General features: G+C 58.7%; 14 protein-coding genes. 3 read left to right on the forward strand and 11 right to left on the reverse strand.

What is annotated here, in order from left to right; genetic code table 11:
• Positions 1-41 precede the first annotated feature (41 nt).
• Positions 42-1,871 (reverse strand): ATP-dependent DNA helicase RecQ, encoded by a 1,830-nt coding sequence (recQ, locus tag KFZ77_RS18925; RefSeq protein ID WP_264385067.1) that lies wholly within the window; start codon positions 1,869-1,871, stop codon positions 42-44.
• A gap of 67 nt (positions 1,872-1,938) precedes the next feature.
• Positions 1,939-2,808, reverse strand: coding sequence for a phospholipase A (gene pldA / locus KFZ77_RS18930; protein ID WP_264385068.1), 870 nt, complete (start codon positions 2,806-2,808; stop codon positions 1,939-1,941).
• A gap of 172 nt (positions 2,809-2,980) precedes the next feature.
• Here pldA and yigI point away from each other — a divergent pair, with 172 nt between their 5' ends.
• Positions 2,981-3,448: an acyl-CoA thioesterase YigI gene (gene yigI / locus KFZ77_RS18935; protein WP_264385069.1), complete on the forward strand. Its 468-nt coding sequence runs from the start codon at positions 2,981-2,983 to the stop codon at positions 3,446-3,448.
• Between the two features lie 60 nt (positions 3,449-3,508).
• On the forward strand, positions 3,509-4,402 hold the full coding sequence (gene rarD / locus KFZ77_RS18940) for an EamA family transporter RarD (RefSeq protein WP_264385070.1): 894 nt from the start codon (positions 3,509-3,511) through the stop codon (positions 4,400-4,402).
• 46 nt (positions 4,403-4,448) lie between these two features.
• On the opposite strand, the gene corA is transcribed toward rarD, so the two are convergent.
• The 8 genes from corA to lptM all read right to left on the reverse strand — a co-directional run bounded on the left by corA (position 4,449) and on the right by lptM (position 11,350).
• Complete coding sequence (gene corA / locus KFZ77_RS18945; RefSeq protein WP_031523730.1) at positions 4,449-5,399, reverse strand: magnesium/cobalt transporter CorA; 951 nt, start codon at positions 5,397-5,399, stop codon at positions 4,449-4,451.
• A 152-nt stretch (positions 5,400-5,551) separates the two neighbouring features.
• Entirely contained in the window at positions 5,552-5,605 is a 54-nt protein-coding gene (gene ysgD, locus KFZ77_RS18950) for a YsgD/CorL family protein (RefSeq protein WP_219927035.1), read from the reverse strand.
• Positions 5,606-5,754: 149 nt separating this feature from the next.
• Positions 5,755-7,917, reverse strand: a complete 2,163-nt coding sequence (gene uvrD / locus KFZ77_RS18955) for a DNA helicase II (RefSeq protein WP_264385071.1) — start codon at positions 7,915-7,917, stop codon at positions 5,755-5,757.
• 49 nt (positions 7,918-7,966) lie between these two features.
• Positions 7,967-8,683, reverse strand: a complete 717-nt coding sequence (gene yigB, locus KFZ77_RS18960) for a 5-amino-6-(5-phospho-D-ribitylamino)uracil phosphatase YigB (RefSeq protein WP_031523734.1) — start codon at positions 8,681-8,683, stop codon at positions 7,967-7,969.
• Entirely contained in the window at positions 8,683-9,588 is a 906-nt protein-coding gene (gene xerC, locus KFZ77_RS18965) for a tyrosine recombinase XerC (RefSeq protein WP_264385072.1), read from the reverse strand. The genes yigB and xerC overlap by 1 nt, the downstream gene beginning before the upstream one ends.
• Positions 9,585-10,289 (reverse strand): DUF484 domain-containing protein, encoded by a 705-nt coding sequence (locus tag KFZ77_RS18970; protein WP_264385073.1) that lies wholly within the window; start codon positions 10,287-10,289, stop codon positions 9,585-9,587. The genes xerC and KFZ77_RS18970 overlap by 4 nt, the downstream gene beginning before the upstream one ends.
• On the reverse strand, positions 10,286-11,110 hold the full coding sequence (gene dapF / locus KFZ77_RS18975) for a diaminopimelate epimerase (protein WP_031523739.1): 825 nt from the start codon (positions 11,108-11,110) through the stop codon (positions 10,286-10,288). Before dapF ends, KFZ77_RS18970 begins: the two co-directional genes overlap by 4 nt.
• 36 nt (positions 11,111-11,146) lie before the next feature.
• A complete protein-coding gene (lptM, locus tag KFZ77_RS18980; RefSeq protein WP_031523741.1) occupies positions 11,147-11,350 on the reverse strand; it encodes an LPS translocon maturation chaperone LptM in 204 nt (67 codons plus the stop codon).
• A gap of 176 nt (positions 11,351-11,526) precedes the next feature.
• Here lptM and cyaY point away from each other — a divergent pair, with 176 nt between their 5' ends.
• Positions 11,527-11,847, forward strand: coding sequence for an iron donor protein CyaY (cyaY, locus tag KFZ77_RS18985; RefSeq protein WP_264385074.1), 321 nt, complete (start codon positions 11,527-11,529; stop codon positions 11,845-11,847).
• Here cyaY and cyaA read toward each other — a convergent pair whose 3' ends face one another.
• Entirely contained in the window at positions 11,848-14,394 is a 2,547-nt protein-coding gene (cyaA, locus tag KFZ77_RS18990; protein WP_031523745.1) for a class I adenylate cyclase, read from the reverse strand.
• Positions 14,395-14,577 lie beyond the last annotated feature (183 nt).

The raw sequence follows: 14,577 nt of genomic DNA on the forward strand, positions 1-14,577 counted from the left end.
AAAGTGAAGGGGGCTATCCTGCCACGTTCGGGCCAACGTGGCTACTCTTCATCGTCCCCATCAACGTGGCTGCGGATGCAGGCCATAAACTCGCGGCCAAAGCGCTCCAGCTTGCGGGTGCCGACGCCGTTGATACCCAGCATTTCACCCGGTGACACCGGCATCTGCTCCGCCATCTCAATGAGCGTGGCATCGTTGAACACCACGTAAGGGGGGATATTCTCTTCATCCGCGATGGCCTTGCGCAGTTTGCGCAGCCGGGCGAACAGCTTCCGATCGTAATTACCACCGTAGGACTTCTGCGCCACGCGCGGTTTCAGCGCCACGACGCGCGGCACGGCCAGCATCAGCGGCGCCTCGCCACGCAGGAACGGACGCGCCGCTTCAGTGAGCTGCAGCGCCGAATGCGCAGCGATGTTTTGCGTCACTACGCCCAGGTGAATGAGCTGGCGGATGACGCTCACCCAGTGCTCGGTGGTGTGATCGCGGCCTTCGCCGTAAATTTTGAGCTTGTCGTGGCCCAGCTCGCGGATGCGCTGGTTATTCGCACCGCGCAGCACTTCCACGACATAACCCATGCCAAAGCGCTGGCCGACGCGGTAGATGCAGGAGAGCGCCTTCTGCGCGTCCACCAGCCCGTCGTAGCGGCGCGGCGGATCGAGGCAAACATCGCAGTTGCCACAGGCCTGCTGACGACCTTCACCGAAATAGTTAAGCAGCACCAGACGGCGGCAGGTTTGCGCTTCGGCAAACGCGCCCATCGCGTTGAGCTTGTGGCGTTCAATATCCTGCAGCGGACCAGGCTGTTTCTCTTCGAGACATTTGCGCAGCCAGGCCATATCCGCCGGATCGTAAAACAGCATTGCTTCCGCAGGCAGGCCGTCGCGCCCGGCGCGTCCGGTTTCCTGGTAGTAGGATTCAATGTTGCGGGGAATATCGAAGTGCACCACGAAGCGCACGTTGGGCTTGTTGATCCCCATACCGAACGCCACGGTTGCCACCACAATTTGCAGATCGTCGCGCTGGAATTTTTCCTGCACATCGGCGCGCACCTGCGGCTCCAGCCCGGCGTGATAGGCACCGGCGCTGATGCCTTTGCTTTGCAGACGCGCGGCGGTGTCTTCCACTTTCGCCCGGCTGTTGCAGTAGATAATGCCGGATTTACCGCGCTGCTCCTGAACGTAACGCATCAGCTGATCGAGCGGCTTAAACTTCTCCATCAGCATGTAGCGGATATTCGGGCGGTCGAAGCTGCTGATCTGAATCAGCGGATCGTGCAAACCGAGCAGCCGGACGATGTCGAGACGCGTGGTGTCGTCCGCGGTGGCGGTCAGTGCGATAAAGGGAACGTTCGGCAGGCGCTCGCGCAGCTGGCCCAGCGCGGCATATTCCGGGCGGAAATCGTGGCCCCACTGGGAAATACAGTGCGCCTCATCCACCGCGACCATCGCCAGCGGCCAACGGCTGAGCTGGTCGATGAAGTTATCCATCATCAACCGCTCGGGCGCGATATAGAGTAAGCGGACCTGGCCGGTACGGCAGCCGGCCAGCACCTCAAGCTGCTGGTCGCGGCTCTGGGTAGAGTTGAGGCAGGCCGCCGCCACGCCGTTGGCGAGCAGCTGATCGACCTGGTCTTTCATCAGCGAGATGAGCGGCGATACCACCACCGTCAGGCCGTCGTTGACCAGCGCCGGGATTTGATAGCACAGTGACTTACCGCCGCCGGTAGGCATCACCACCAGACAATCGCGCCCGCCGAGCACGGTATTGATGATGGTTTCCTGGCCCGGGCGAAACTGCTGGTAGCCGAAGGTTTCCTGCAAAACCTGTCGAGCCAGCGATTCCTGATTCATAACTTCCGCCTGCGCCACGCTTACCCCACTACCTAAAAATAAAACAGGCGCTATTTTCAGCGCCTGCGTCAGAAACTGCAATGCTTTAGAACAGATCGTTAAGCATAACCCCGACACCGACGCGTGTCTGGTTAAAGTTGTAATCGATTAACGATTCTCCGTAGCCGCTCCACACCTGGGTATAGAGACGCACGTGTTTTGTGACCGGATAGCTCAGGCCCAGCTCCGCACCGCCGTAGCCGGTGTTCCAGTTGTACTGGCCTTTCGCGCTGAGGATCGCGTCGCCAATCTGGTAGCCCAGCTTCAGCTGGTAGTAGCCCATATACTTCGTGATATCCGGGTTGTCATCGGTGCTGCCCATCACGTACCACGGCTTCACTTCCACCAGCCAGTTACCGTTTTGCGCCATCAGGCGGGTATAGAGACGGTTCCAGCTGCGTGAGGTCGGGTCTGAGCGACCGTTAGAGTCGTGGTTGTAGCCAAACTCCACGTCGCGCAGCGTCCAGCCCGCCAGGCGGTAGTCCGTTGCGAACCCGAGGAACAGCTGCGGTTCATAGTTGGTTTCGCGGAACGGGGACGATTCGCCGCTGTTGGAGAGCTGCCACCAGGATTTCTGGGTATAGGATGCGCCCAGCACCGAGTTCGGCCCCATGATGCCGCGCCAGAACGGGAACGCCAGGCTTAACTGGAATTTAACTTCGTCCTTACGGGCGTTATCTGACCAGTCATAGGAGCCGATAGCTTCTTTATTCAGATCGCTGGTGACGGTATAGAGCAGATAGTTGCTTTCATACGGATAGAGCGTGAACGGATTGTCGTGCTCCTGCAGCAGGTTAGCGATGATACTGCCGCGTACCGCAGGCGCATCATGGACTTCTTTAATCGTGGCTTCCTGTGCCAGAGCGGCGCAGGGCAGCAGAATTGCTGCCATTACAAAACCCAGAAACGAACGCATCTGAATGTTCTCCCGAACCTGATTATTGCGTAGTTATTATTTACTGCGAGCTATTCTACATATTTCCGGCATATCTGCGCGGTTATCGTTTCTTAAAGTGGAAACCAACAAATCATAATCATAAAATCAACATTCTATTAACCAATGCTGTTTGCTGGTCTAAGGATGCACCATGTCTACCACCCTGAGCGCCGACCAGGCGTTACAACTTGTCGGTGAAATCTTCGTCTATCATATGCCGTTTAACCGCGCTCTGGGCCTCGAACTGGAGCGCTACGAGCCGGCGTTCGCGCAGCTCGCCTTCAGTAACCAGCCGATGATGGTGGGTAACTGGGCGCAAAGCATTCTGCACGGCGGCGTGATCGCCTCGGCGCTGGACGTGGCCGCCGGGCTGGTGTGCGTCGGCAGTACGCTGACGCGCCACGAGAGTATCACCGAAGAGGAACTGCGTCAGCGCCTGTCAAAGATGGGCACTATCGATCTGCGCGTGGACTACCTGCGCCCCGGCCGCGGTACGCGCTTCACCGCAACCAGCACGCTGCTGCGCGCCGGGAATAAAGTCTCGGTGGCCCGCGTCGAACTGCATAATGAAGAGCAGCGCCATATCGCCAGCGCCACCGCAACCTACATGGTGGGGTAGGTAGGGTAAATCTGCGCTGAATGATAAGATGCCTCCACGATTTTACGACGAGTTGTTTTCATGGATGCTAAGCAGACGCGGCAGGGCGTGTTACTCGCGCTGGCCGCTTATTTTATTTGGGGTATCGCCCCGGCCTATTTCAAGCTCATTCACTACGTTCCGGCGGATGAGATCCTGACCCACCGCGTTATCTGGTCGTTCTTCTTTATGGTGGCGCTGATCGCCATTACGCGCCAGTGGGGGCAGATCAAGCGCCTGTTCCAGACCCCGAAAAAAGTGTTCGCCCTCGCGCTGAGTGCGGTACTGGTTGGCGGTAACTGGCTACTGTTTATCTGGTCCGTGAATAACCATCATATGCTTGAAGCTAGCCTCGGCTACTTCATCAACCCGCTGGTGAATATTTTGCTCGGGATGGTGTTCCTGGGCGAACGCTTCCGCCGTATGCAGTGGGTCGCGGTATTGCTGGCCGTGGGCGGCGTACTGGTACAGCTCTGGACCTTCGGCTCGCTGCCGATCATCGCCCTGGGCCTCGCCTTCAGCTTTGCGTTCTATGGTCTGGTGCGCAAGAAGATCGCCGTCGAGGCGCAGGTCGGTATGCTGTTTGAAACCCTGTGGCTGCTGCCGGTCGCGGCGTTTTACCTGTTCTTCTACGCCGACAGCCCGACCAGCCACATGGGCAACAACCCGATGTCGCTCAACCTGCTGCTGATCGCTGCCGGTGTGGTGACCACCATTCCTCTGCTGTGCTTCACCGGTGCCGCAACGCGCCTGCGTCTCTCCACGCTCGGCTTCTTCCAGTACATTGGTCCGACGCTGATGTTCCTGCTGGCGGTGCTGTTCTACGACGAAGTGCCGGGTGCCGATAAGATAGTGACCTTCGCCTTTATCTGGATCGCGCTGGCGGTCTTCGTGATGGATGCGATATACACGCAACGTAGATCGCGTATCAGATAAAAAGCGCCGCACAGAAAACATCAAAGGGAGCTTTCGCTCCCTGTTTTTACAGCCAGTTACGGCGCTTGAAGTAGAGATACGGCGCCAGTCCGGCGAGCAGCATCAGGATGATTGCACCGGGGTAGCCGAAGCTCCACTTCAGCTCTGGCATAAACTCGAAGTTCATCCCGTAGCTGGAGGCCACCAGCGTCGGCGGCAGGAACACCACCGAGACCACCGAGAAGATCTTGATGATGCGGTTCTGCTCGATGTTGATAAAACCCATCGCCGCCTGCATCAGGAAGTTCACCTTCTGGAACAGGGATTCGTTGTGCGGCAGCAGGGATTCGATATCGCGCAGGATCTCACGCGCCTGCTCAAGCTGTCCGCCAGGAATACGCGCTTTACGCACCAGGAAGTTCAGGGCGCGCTGGGTATCCATCAGGCACAGACGCACCTTCCAGCCCACGTCTTCCAGCTCGGCCAGCGTCGAGAGCGCTTCGTCATATTCATCGCCCTGATGACCTTCCATGATGACGCGGCTCAGCTTTTCCAGATCGCTGTAGATGTTTTCAATTTCGTCCGCCAGCTGTTCGATTTTGGTTTCAAACAGGTCGAGCAGCAGCTCGTAGGCGTTGCCGTCCATCATCTCCTGGCTGCGGGCGCGCATGCGGTACAGGCGAAACGCCGGCAGTTCGCGCTCGCGCAGGGTATAGAGACGCCCTTCGCGAATGGTAAAGGCCACGGTTGAGTTACCGGAGTGCCCTTCCGCATCTTCGAAGAAGAAGAAAGAGTGAATGTGCAAACCGTCTTCGTCTTCGAAGAAACGCGCCGACGCCTCGATGTCTTCCAGTTCCGGGCGAGTGGCGAGGTTCTGACCCAGCTCGGTTTGAACGTACTGACGCTCGCTGTCGTCCGGCTCGACCAGATCGACCCATACGGAGGCAGCGAGAAGCTGCTTCTCATCGGATTCGAGGCGTGAAAGACGGTTTTTTTCCAGTTGATATGCGCTCAGCATGACCGGGACTCCCAATGCAAAAAATTATCGGACAGTTCGGTGGGCACACAGAAACGTAAGGTTTCAGACCATTGACAGTCTGACTCAGCGCGACGAGAAGGGGATAACAGGTCGCTGACAACCACTAAGGCCATCAGCGCGAGGAGATAGCCTTAGGAGTTGTTCCTGGATGACAGGTTGAGCCAGTATCTACTGGGTGTGTCCAAGGCGAATGTCCTCTTAGCGTAATCGTGCGCGCATGTTACGCCAGCGAAAAACCAGCGTCAACACGCAACGGGGGCGCCAAAGAATAATAAATGCCCGTAATACATAAAGGGTAGCAGACGGGCGGAGAATTATGTGAATTTACGATGACTTACACGGTTTCGAGCTTCGCATAAGCGGCAACCAGCCACTTGATCCCCTGCCCCTGGAAGGCCACCTGCAGGCGGCTGTGCTCGCCGTTGCCTTCAAGGTTTACGATGGTGCCTTCGCCGAATTTCGGGTGACGCACGCGCTGGCCGAGCTTATAGCCGGAATCGTTTTGCGCCATCGGCGTGCCCATCTGTTTATGGCTTACCGGGCGGCTGATGCTGGCGCGCAAACGCACCTCTTCCACGCAGTTTTCCGGTAGCTCGCCGATGAAGCGCGACGGACGGTGATAGGCCTCTTTGCCATAAAGCCGGCGGGTTTCCGCGTAGGTCAGGGTCAGCTTCTGCATGGCGCGAGTCACGCCCACGTAGGCCAGACGGCGTTCTTCCTCCAGACGACCGCCTTCATCCAGCGACATCTGACTCGGGAACATCCCTTCTTCCATTCCGACGATGAATACCTGCGGGAATTCCAGCCCTTTCGCGGAGTGCATGGTCATCAGTTGCACCGCGTCCTGCCAGGTATCCGCCTGCCCTTCCCCCGCTTCCAGCGCAGCGTGGGAGAGAAACGCCTGCAGCGGCATCAGGTCTTCATCTTCGTCGTTGTAGCTGAACTGGCGCGTTGCCGTCACCAGTTCCTCTAAGTTTTCGATACGGGTCTGGCCCTTTTCACCTTTCTCCTGCTCATACATCTGGCGCAGGCCGGAGTCTTTAATCACCCGATCGGTCTGGACGTGCAGCGGCATATCAACCGTCTCGTGGGCCAGGGCGTCGATCAGCTCCAGGAAACGCTGCAGGGCACTGGCAGCGCGACCGGCCAGCGCTTTCTCCTGCAGCAGCTCGCGGCAGGCGCTCCACAGCGTCAGCTGTCGTTCCCGGGCGGTCTGACGCACCACGTCCAGCGTGCGATCGCCGATGCCGCGTGTCGGGGTATTCACCACGCGCTCAAACGCCGCGTCGTCGTTACGGTTGGCGATGAGGCGCAGGTAGGAGAGCGCATCTTTGATCTCCTGGCGTTCGAAGAAGCGCATCCCGCCGTAAATGCGGTACGGCATACTCGCTTGCAGCAGCGCCTCTTCCAGCACGCGCGACTGGGCGTTGCTGCGATAAAGAATGGCGCACTGGGCCAGCTGGCCACCGTTCTCATGCCAGGTTTTGATGCGGTTGACCACGAAGCGCGCTTCGTCCAGCTCGTTGAAGGCGCAGTAGAGTGAAATGGGTTCGCCGTCGCTGCCGTCAGTCCACAGCTCCTTCCCCAGACGCCCGGTGTTGTTGGCGATCAGGGCGTTGGCCGCATTCAGGATATTGTTGGTTGAGCGGTAATTCTGTTCCAGACGGATGGTTTCTGCGCCGGGGAAATCGTTCAGGAAACGCTGAATGTTCTCAACCTGAGCACCGCGCCAGCCGTAGATCGACTGGTCATCGTCGCCGACGATCATTACCTTGCCGGTGTCCCCCGCCAGCAGACGGATCCACGCGTACTGGATGCTGTTGGTGTCCTGGAATTCGTCCACCAGAATATTGGTGAAGCGCTCGCGGTAGTGATTAAGAATGTGCGGTTTATTGAGCCACAGCTCGTGGGCGCGCAGCAGCAGCTCGGCGAAGTCCACCAGCCCGGCGCGATCGCACGCTTCCTGGTATGCCTGATACACCTTCTGCCAGGTTTGCTCTACCGGGTTGCCGTAGCTCTGGATATGGTGCGGGCGCAGCCCTTCATCTTTTTTACCGTTGATAAACCACATCGCCTGGCGCGGCGGCCACTGCTTCTCATCCAGATTCAGCGCTTTGATCAGGCGCTTAAGCAGGCGCAACTGGTCTTCGCTGTCGAGGATCTGGAAATCCTGCGGCAGCCCGGCGTCCATGTGGTGCGCACGCAGCAGACGGTGCGCCAGACCGTGGAAGGTGCCGACCCACATACCGCCCTGGGTAGTTCCCATCAGCTGGCCGATACGGTGACGCATCTCCGCTGCGGCTTTATTGGTGAAAGTCACCGCCATGATGGAGTATGGAGAGCAGTTCTCAACGCTCATCAGCCAGGCGATACGGTGCACCAGCACGCGCGTCTTGCCGCTGCCCGCCCCAGCCAGCACCAGCATATTGGTGCGCGCTGCCGCCACGGCGTCACGCTGTTTATCGTTAAGGCTGTCGAGCAGGTAAGAAACGTCCATTGGCACCGCCGGTGATGAATACTGGTATTTTATACAGAACTGCTGGCGATTATATCAGCGTGGTGAGGGATGCCAACCGTGTAATTTCCAGGTGGGGTAACAGACGGCTGTCGTGAATCTGCATCAGATCGCCGCCGCGCAGGTTAATCCAGCAGGCCTGAAGGCCATGGCGCACCGCCCCCGCGACGTCAGTCGTGAGGTCGTCGCCAACGTGCAGGATCTCGCCTGGTGCCACGCCCAGCTTCTGCGCGGCCAGCTCATACATGTCGCCGAAAGGTTTTGAACGCCCGTGGGGCCCGGCGCGCAGCACGAATTTGAAATAGTCGCCCAGCCCGAACGCGTGCGGGTCAGCGTTGCCGTTGGTGATCGCCACCAGCGGCCACTTTTCCGCCAGCGCGGCGAGGGTGTCGTGGGTTTCCTGCGGGACGTCAATCAGGCTGCGCCATCTGGCGAAGTTTTCCATCGCCGCCTGCGCCCCGGCGGCAGCGGCATCCGGGCTTAACCCGACGTCCAGCATCGCGCGCTCAACGGCGCGGCGTCGCCATTCGGTAACATCGTGACAGATATCCGGCTCCGCCTCACGCAACGCCTGGCGCAGGCGGTGATATTCCGCCGCTTCAAACTGGCTCAGATCGGGATGGTAGCTGCGCATGAACGCCAGCGACTCCTGCTCGGTGCGTAAAATGACCGGGCGATTGTCATAGAGCGTATCGTCGAGATCGAACGTCAGGGCGGTAACTGGCCCCAGCGGGCGGTAAAAGCGCATTATTTTTTCCCCCGTTTAGCGCGCGGATGCGCTGCGTCATACACCGTTGCAAGGTGCTGGAAATCAAGATGGGTGTAGATTTGCGTCGTTGACAGATTGGCGTGGCCCAGCAGCTCCTGCACGGCGCGCAGATCGCCGCTCGATTCTAGCATGTGGGTCGCAAACGAGTGGCGAAGCTTATGAGGATGCACGTGGCTGTTCAGCCCCTGCCTGATGCCCCACTCGGCAAATCGCTTCTGCACGTTGCGGGTGGAGATGCGTTTTCCCTGGTTTGAGAGAAACAGCGCGTCATCTTCCGGGCCAAACAGTTCGCGCAGGTCAAGCCAGTGCTCCACCCACTCCACCGCACTGCGGCCGACCGGCAGACGGCGCTCTTTGCTACCTTTACCGATAACCCATACTTCGCCGGTGGTGAGATCGAGGTGGCCGCAATCCATATTGACCAGTTCTGAGAGACGCAGCCCGGCCCCGTACATCACTTCCATCATCGCCCGGTCGCGCACCGCCAGCGGGTCGTTCAGGTCGATCTCCAGCAGGCGGTTCATGTCATCGACGTCGATATTCTTCGGCAGATGCCGGCCCGCTTTTGGCGTAGAAATGCTCTTCGCCGGATTGGCTTTCAGCTCGCCCTGGCTGACCAGCCAGTCGAAGAAGCTGCGCAGCGCCGACAGCCGCAGGGCCAGACTGGCGGCCCCCAGCCCGGCGCGGCGGCTGCGTACCGCCAGGCTGCGCACGGCAGCGGCATCGCACTGTTCCCAGCGCGTCAGCTTCATGTCGGTGAGGATCGCGATGATGGTATCCAGCTGACGGCGGTAGTTCAGCAACGTCAGCGGGCTGAGCTGACGCTCAACTTTAAGATAGCGCAGGAAGCGCTTAACGCTCTCCTGAAGTAACGGCGCGGTCATGCACGTTCAACCCAGCGCTCCAGCAGACCCGGCAGCAGCATCGCCACTTCCTGCAGCAGCTGTGTCCCCTGCTCCGGCTGGTAGTGGTGCGGATCGCGACTGGAGAAAATAATCAACCCGAGCGACGCATCGCCGCCCAGCATCGACATCGCCACCGAGCCGATAGCTTTTGCCTGAGGCAGCACCAGCAGAAGCTCGGGGCCGTTCAGCGAGCCGAGGTAGTGCTGTGCGTCGCCCATGCGCTGGATGCGCAGCGGTTCGAAAGCGGTGCGGTTGAGCGCCAGTTCGGTAAAGCCGGAAGGCGCGCCGATGCGCCATTTGTCGCTGAACAGCCGCACGCTGGCACCCGCAAGACCCATATCACGCGCCCAACGGTGCAGGCGGTTGAGCATATCCTGCAGGCTGGACGCAGCGGCAAGCTGGCCCTGCAGCGTCAACACGAGTGAAAACAGGCTTTCGTTGGTCTGGGCCTGCTCCATTAACAGCGACATGTTTTCGCGCAGCTGGTCGATGTGGTGGCGCGAGCGCGCCATATGCCACTCCACCAGCGAAACGCTGCCGCGCACCGGATGCGGTACGCGCATTTGCTCGACCTGAGCGGCGTTGCGAATAAAGAAATCCGGGTGCCGCATCAGATACTCCACCACGTCCCGATCGTCGAGTTCCGTAACGTTCTGCTGCTGTTCCCCGGTGTTACTCATAGATGTATAAATCCGTCATAAACGTGTGTTGCAGGCCCGGTCATAAACAGCGGTTGCCCTGGCCCTTTCCAGGCAATATCGAGGCGCCCGCCAGGCAGATCGACCCGCACCTGTTCTGCCAGTAACCCCTGCTGGATCCCGACGGCCACCGCCGCGCACGCGCCGCTGCCGCAGGCCTGGGTTTCACCGGCCCCGCGCTCAAACACGCGCAGCCGGATATGTTCGTTGTTCACTACCTGCATAAAGCCGATATTAGCGCGCTCGGGAAAACGCTCGTGGTTTTCCAGCACCGGGCCGAGCGTTTCTACCGGCGCGGTATCGACGCTGTCGACCTGCAGGACGCAGTGCGGGTTTCCCATCGACACCACGCCGCACAGTATCGTTTGCTCGGCGGCGCGCATGATGTAGGTTTTTTCCGCTTTGTTGGCGCGAAACGGCACCTGCGCCGGATCGAATACCGGCTCGCCCATGTTCACGCGCACCAGATCGTCTTCGCTGACGCTCAGGACCATTCGGCCGTTGGCGGTGCTGACGCGGATATCGCGCTTGTTGGTCAGCCCTTTCAGGCGTACAAAGCGGGCGAAGCAGCGCGCGCCGTTGCCGCACTGGGCCACTTCGCTGCCGTCGGCGTTAAAGATGCGGTAGTGAAAATCAAGGTCGGGATCGTAGGGCGGTTCCACCACTAACAGCTGGTCAAACCCGACCCCAAGATGACGATCCGCCAGGCGGCGGATCAGCTCAGGTGAAAAGAAGATATTCTGCGTTACCGCGTCCACGACCATAAAGTCGTTACCCAGACCATGCATTTTAGCGAATTGCATCATGTGCTCCGTACCGCGGCATCAACAACGTTAATCTCAGTAAATCACCTGCGTGGGCTTGTCGCCCTGACCGCGATCGTTACGCACAGGGGTCGTGCTCTGGGTTTCATCTGCAGCCGGACGCGCTGGCGGTGCGGCGTTTTTATCAGCCGGCGGGAAATAGAGCGGCCCTTTCAGGCCACAGCCCGCAAGGGTGAATAACGCCAGCACAACCGCCAGCGGACGGAAAAGTTGTTTCATTATGGGATGCCTGTAGTCCATGCTTTCTGCTGTCTATCATCGCAGGTGAACCCTGAAAAGCAAGAGTTTGCCTTTCGCGTTGCTGCTTAACAACCGGTTCGTTGCCGCGGCGTGTGGTTTCTATTCGTTTTTAGACCTTTTATACTTGCCGCCATCACCTATAACAGGAAGCAGACATGAACGACAGTGAATTTCACCGCCTCGCCGACAGCCTGTGGCTGACCATTGAAGAACGCCTGGATGACTGGGATGGCGACAGCGATATCGACTGCGAAATCAACGGCGGCGTGCTGACGCTGAGCTTCGAAAACGGCACCAAAATCATCATTAACCGCCAGGAGCCGCTGCACCAGGTATGGCTGGCGGCCAAGCACGGCGGCTACCATTTTTCCCTGAAGGGTAACGACTGGGTCTGCGATCGCAGCGGTGAGAATTTCTGGGATGTGCTGGAAAACGCGGCCAGCCAGCAGGCTGGCGAAGCGGTCAGCTTTCGTTAATTACGACTGATACTGCTGCAACAACGCAGCGTCATCGTCCTGACCGACAGGCGCTGCGATATTCAGGCTCTGGTTGCGGAACGGGATCACCTGCTGGCGTCCGTCGGCGTTCACAATCTGGTAGAACTGCGGCAGGTTGAAGTTGATAAAGCTGGAGCCGTAGGTGAAGCGGTCATGCGACGAGGAGTAGAAGCGGCTCACGTCGCGCACCAGCTCCTCTTTACTGCCTTCGCAGTGGTGATAGGCTTCCGCGCGGTTGCTTTCATCCAGAATATAGATATTAAAGCCCTTCTCGTCTTTCGTCGGTTCAAAGAAGAATTGAATAATCCCTTCGCTGGCGAAGCCATCCACCACGGACGGCAGCTGTACGTGGTTGGTCTCAACCTGCACCGACAGGCCGTGCAGCTTGTTATGAGAAATCGCGCCGTAGAATTCGATCGCGTTTTCCAGCTTCTGCACCGACACGTTCAGACGCTCGAAGAACAGCCCCCAGGTCTGCCCGGCCACGCGCAGCGCTTTGAAGCGGCCCGGCTCCAGACGCGTGCTGGAGAGGCGCAGCTCAATGCACTCTGACACCAGCTGCTGTACGCGGGTGCGGATGAGGCCGCGCAGGTGCTGGCTGTAGCAGAACACTTCCACGCTGTCCGGCGGCGCGGCGTCCTGATGCATCTTGCCGAGAATGGTTTTTAGCGCTTCGATCATCGCCTGCTCGCCGTTGAAGTGCAGGGTACGCACTTCGTTCCACGAGTTGCGATAGAGCAGATCGATGCTGCCGACCAGGCAGTTGTGTTCTTCACCGAAGCTGAACACGTCAAGCTTACGGAAATCGAAGTGCACCACCTGATTGCGGAATGCCGCCGTCGGGTCATATTCCAGGTTGACGATAATCGCCAGATGGCGAATTTCACACGGGCTGTAGAGCGCTTTCGGCGTCGGGGCCGGCAGACGCAGCGGGAAGTGGTGCGACACATCCGCCACCATCTCCTGCAGCTTCGGCAGATCGACAATGCCGTTGCCCTTGATAAACAGGCGCGTGCGCGACGTCAGCAGGCCGTTAAACCACGCCCAGGCCACCAGCTTGTTCAGGTAGCGGTTATACTCCAGCGGCTGATGGCTGATGATGGAGTCCATGCTCGGGGCGCGATTATAGACATACCAGCCGCTACGGTTGGCGCGGCCCGGCGGTACATGGATAAACGTCAGGTTCGGCTCGGAGAGATCCGGCGAAATTTGTGGGTTAACCAGCGTCACTTTCCCCGGCAGCGCTTCGAAAGCGGCATACAGTTTACGGGTCAGCACGCCGATGTCCTGCGGGCTGGCAGAGACGCTCAGGTTGTTGCGGCGCGCAAAGCGGATGAGGTTACGGTAGCTCTGCATCATCGCATCAAGCAGTTCGTTGTGCGCCTCACGCACCCGGTCGATTTTCCAGTTGGCCCGGTTATCAAGCATCTCCAGACGAGCGTCGTCCCAGTTCCACTCTTTTACCAGGCTACTTAACACTTCGCGACGCCAGCCCACACAGGCGCGTTCGCGGCTCAGTTTTTCACACACTTTTAAGTAGAAACATCGACGCACCAGATCGAGACGCGTCATGTCGTCGATCTGGGTCAGATAGTGGGTAACGCGCTCCAGCATCATGCAGTAGGAGTCGAGGCCGAATGAGACGATCTCGCCATTGTGCAGGCGCTGTTTGATGTCTTTTGCCAGCAGGCGCGTGTTGGGATACTCCCAGGAGTAGGCTTCCAGCAGCAGCGTTTTCAGCACCGCCTTGTACGGCGAGTCGATGCTTTTATAGAGCTGCCACAGGCTGGCACCGAAGTACTCTTCAGCGGAAAGCGAGCTTAAGCCGCCTAAATCCAGCCACTCGTTTGGCGTCAGCACGCCCTGAGCGTAGAGCGACATGACGTAGTCGTCGTAGTGCTCTTCTTCATCGTCCGGCACCATATTCCACAGAATACGCTTCCCGGCCAGACGCACCGCGGTGCGATAAAATTCGTCTAATAACAGAATGTGCTGGGTGGAGCCGCAGTCTTCGCCGCCGAGGCTGCCGCTCTCATTATGGCGGAAGCGGTTTTCATCGATCAGGAAGAAGCTGACCTCCACGCCAAGCGATGCCGCCCAGTTTTCCAGCAGGCCGCACTTACGCTGCAGCAGCAGACGTTCGTCGTTATCCAGCCAGGACTGATGGCAGACCCAGATATCAAGATCTGAAGAGCTGCTCTGCCCGACGGATGAGGTACTGCCCATGGTGTAAACACCGGTGATTGGCAGTTCACCTTTCGGCGTTTCCTGCACCGGCACGCCGTCGCGGATCTCAAGTTCGTTCAGATAGTGCTGTTGGGTTTCATCAGGCGTGTAGAGACAGATACCGGAGGGGACGTTACCTTCAAGGTAACCCGGCATCAGAGGGTGGTGATAATGCAATAGTGTAGGCAGCAGACTGTAGACCTGTTGGAACGCAGGCCCCATGGCAGCAAGCGCGCGATCCACACGCAGTTGATTAATGGCATCCAGTCTCTGTTTCAGTGTCTCAATATAGAGGTACAAGACGTATCGCCTGATGGTTATGCCCCGGGCGCTACGGGACAGACTGCAACCCGAGACGCACTGGCGTTTAACTATTACGGTAAAAGACCGACTCTCAGCTCGACGCTTTGATAATTATAGTATGGCAGGCTGATTTTCGGTTTAAAACGTGATCAATTTAACACCTTGCTGGTTGACCGTAAA

It is taken from the genome of Siccibacter colletis (assembly GCF_025914095.1).
GTDB classification, from domain to species: Bacteria; Pseudomonadota; Gammaproteobacteria; order Enterobacterales; family Enterobacteriaceae; genus Siccibacter; species Siccibacter colletis.

Excerpts from the sequence above, each read along its gene's own strand:
- corA (WP_031523730.1), bottom strand. The coding sequence starts at position 5,399 with ATGCTGAGCGCATATCAACTGGAAAAAAACCGTCTTTCACGCCTCGAA.
- dapF (WP_031523739.1), bottom strand. The coding sequence starts at position 11,110 with ATGCAATTCGCTAAAATGCATGGTCTGGGTAACGACTTTATGGTCGTG.
- uvrD (WP_264385071.1), bottom strand. The coding sequence starts at position 7,917 with ATGGACGTTTCTTACCTGCTCGACAGCCTTAACGATAAACAGCGTGAC.
- xerC (WP_264385072.1), bottom strand. The coding sequence starts at position 9,588 with ATGACCGCGCCGTTACTTCAGGAGAGCGTTAAGCGCTTCCTGCGCTAT.
- rarD (WP_264385070.1), top strand. The coding sequence starts at position 3,509 with ATGGATGCTAAGCAGACGCGGCAGGGCGTGTTACTCGCGCTGGCCGCT.
- yigB (WP_031523734.1), bottom strand. The coding sequence starts at position 8,683 with ATGCGCTTTTACCGCCCGCTGGGGCCAGTTACCGCCCTGACGTTCGAT.
- cyaY (WP_264385074.1), top strand. The coding sequence starts at position 11,527 with ATGAACGACAGTGAATTTCACCGCCTCGCCGACAGCCTGTGGCTGACC.
- lptM (WP_031523741.1), bottom strand. The coding sequence starts at position 11,350 with ATGAAACAACTTTTCCGTCCGCTGGCGGTTGTGCTGGCGTTATTCACC.
- KFZ77_RS18970 (WP_264385073.1), bottom strand. The coding sequence starts at position 10,289 with ATGAGTAACACCGGGGAACAGCAGCAGAACGTTACGGAACTCGACGAT.
- pldA (WP_264385068.1), bottom strand. The coding sequence starts at position 2,808 with ATGCGTTCGTTTCTGGGTTTTGTAATGGCAGCAATTCTGCTGCCCTGC.
- yigI (WP_264385069.1), top strand. The coding sequence starts at position 2,981 with ATGTCTACCACCCTGAGCGCCGACCAGGCGTTACAACTTGTCGGTGAA.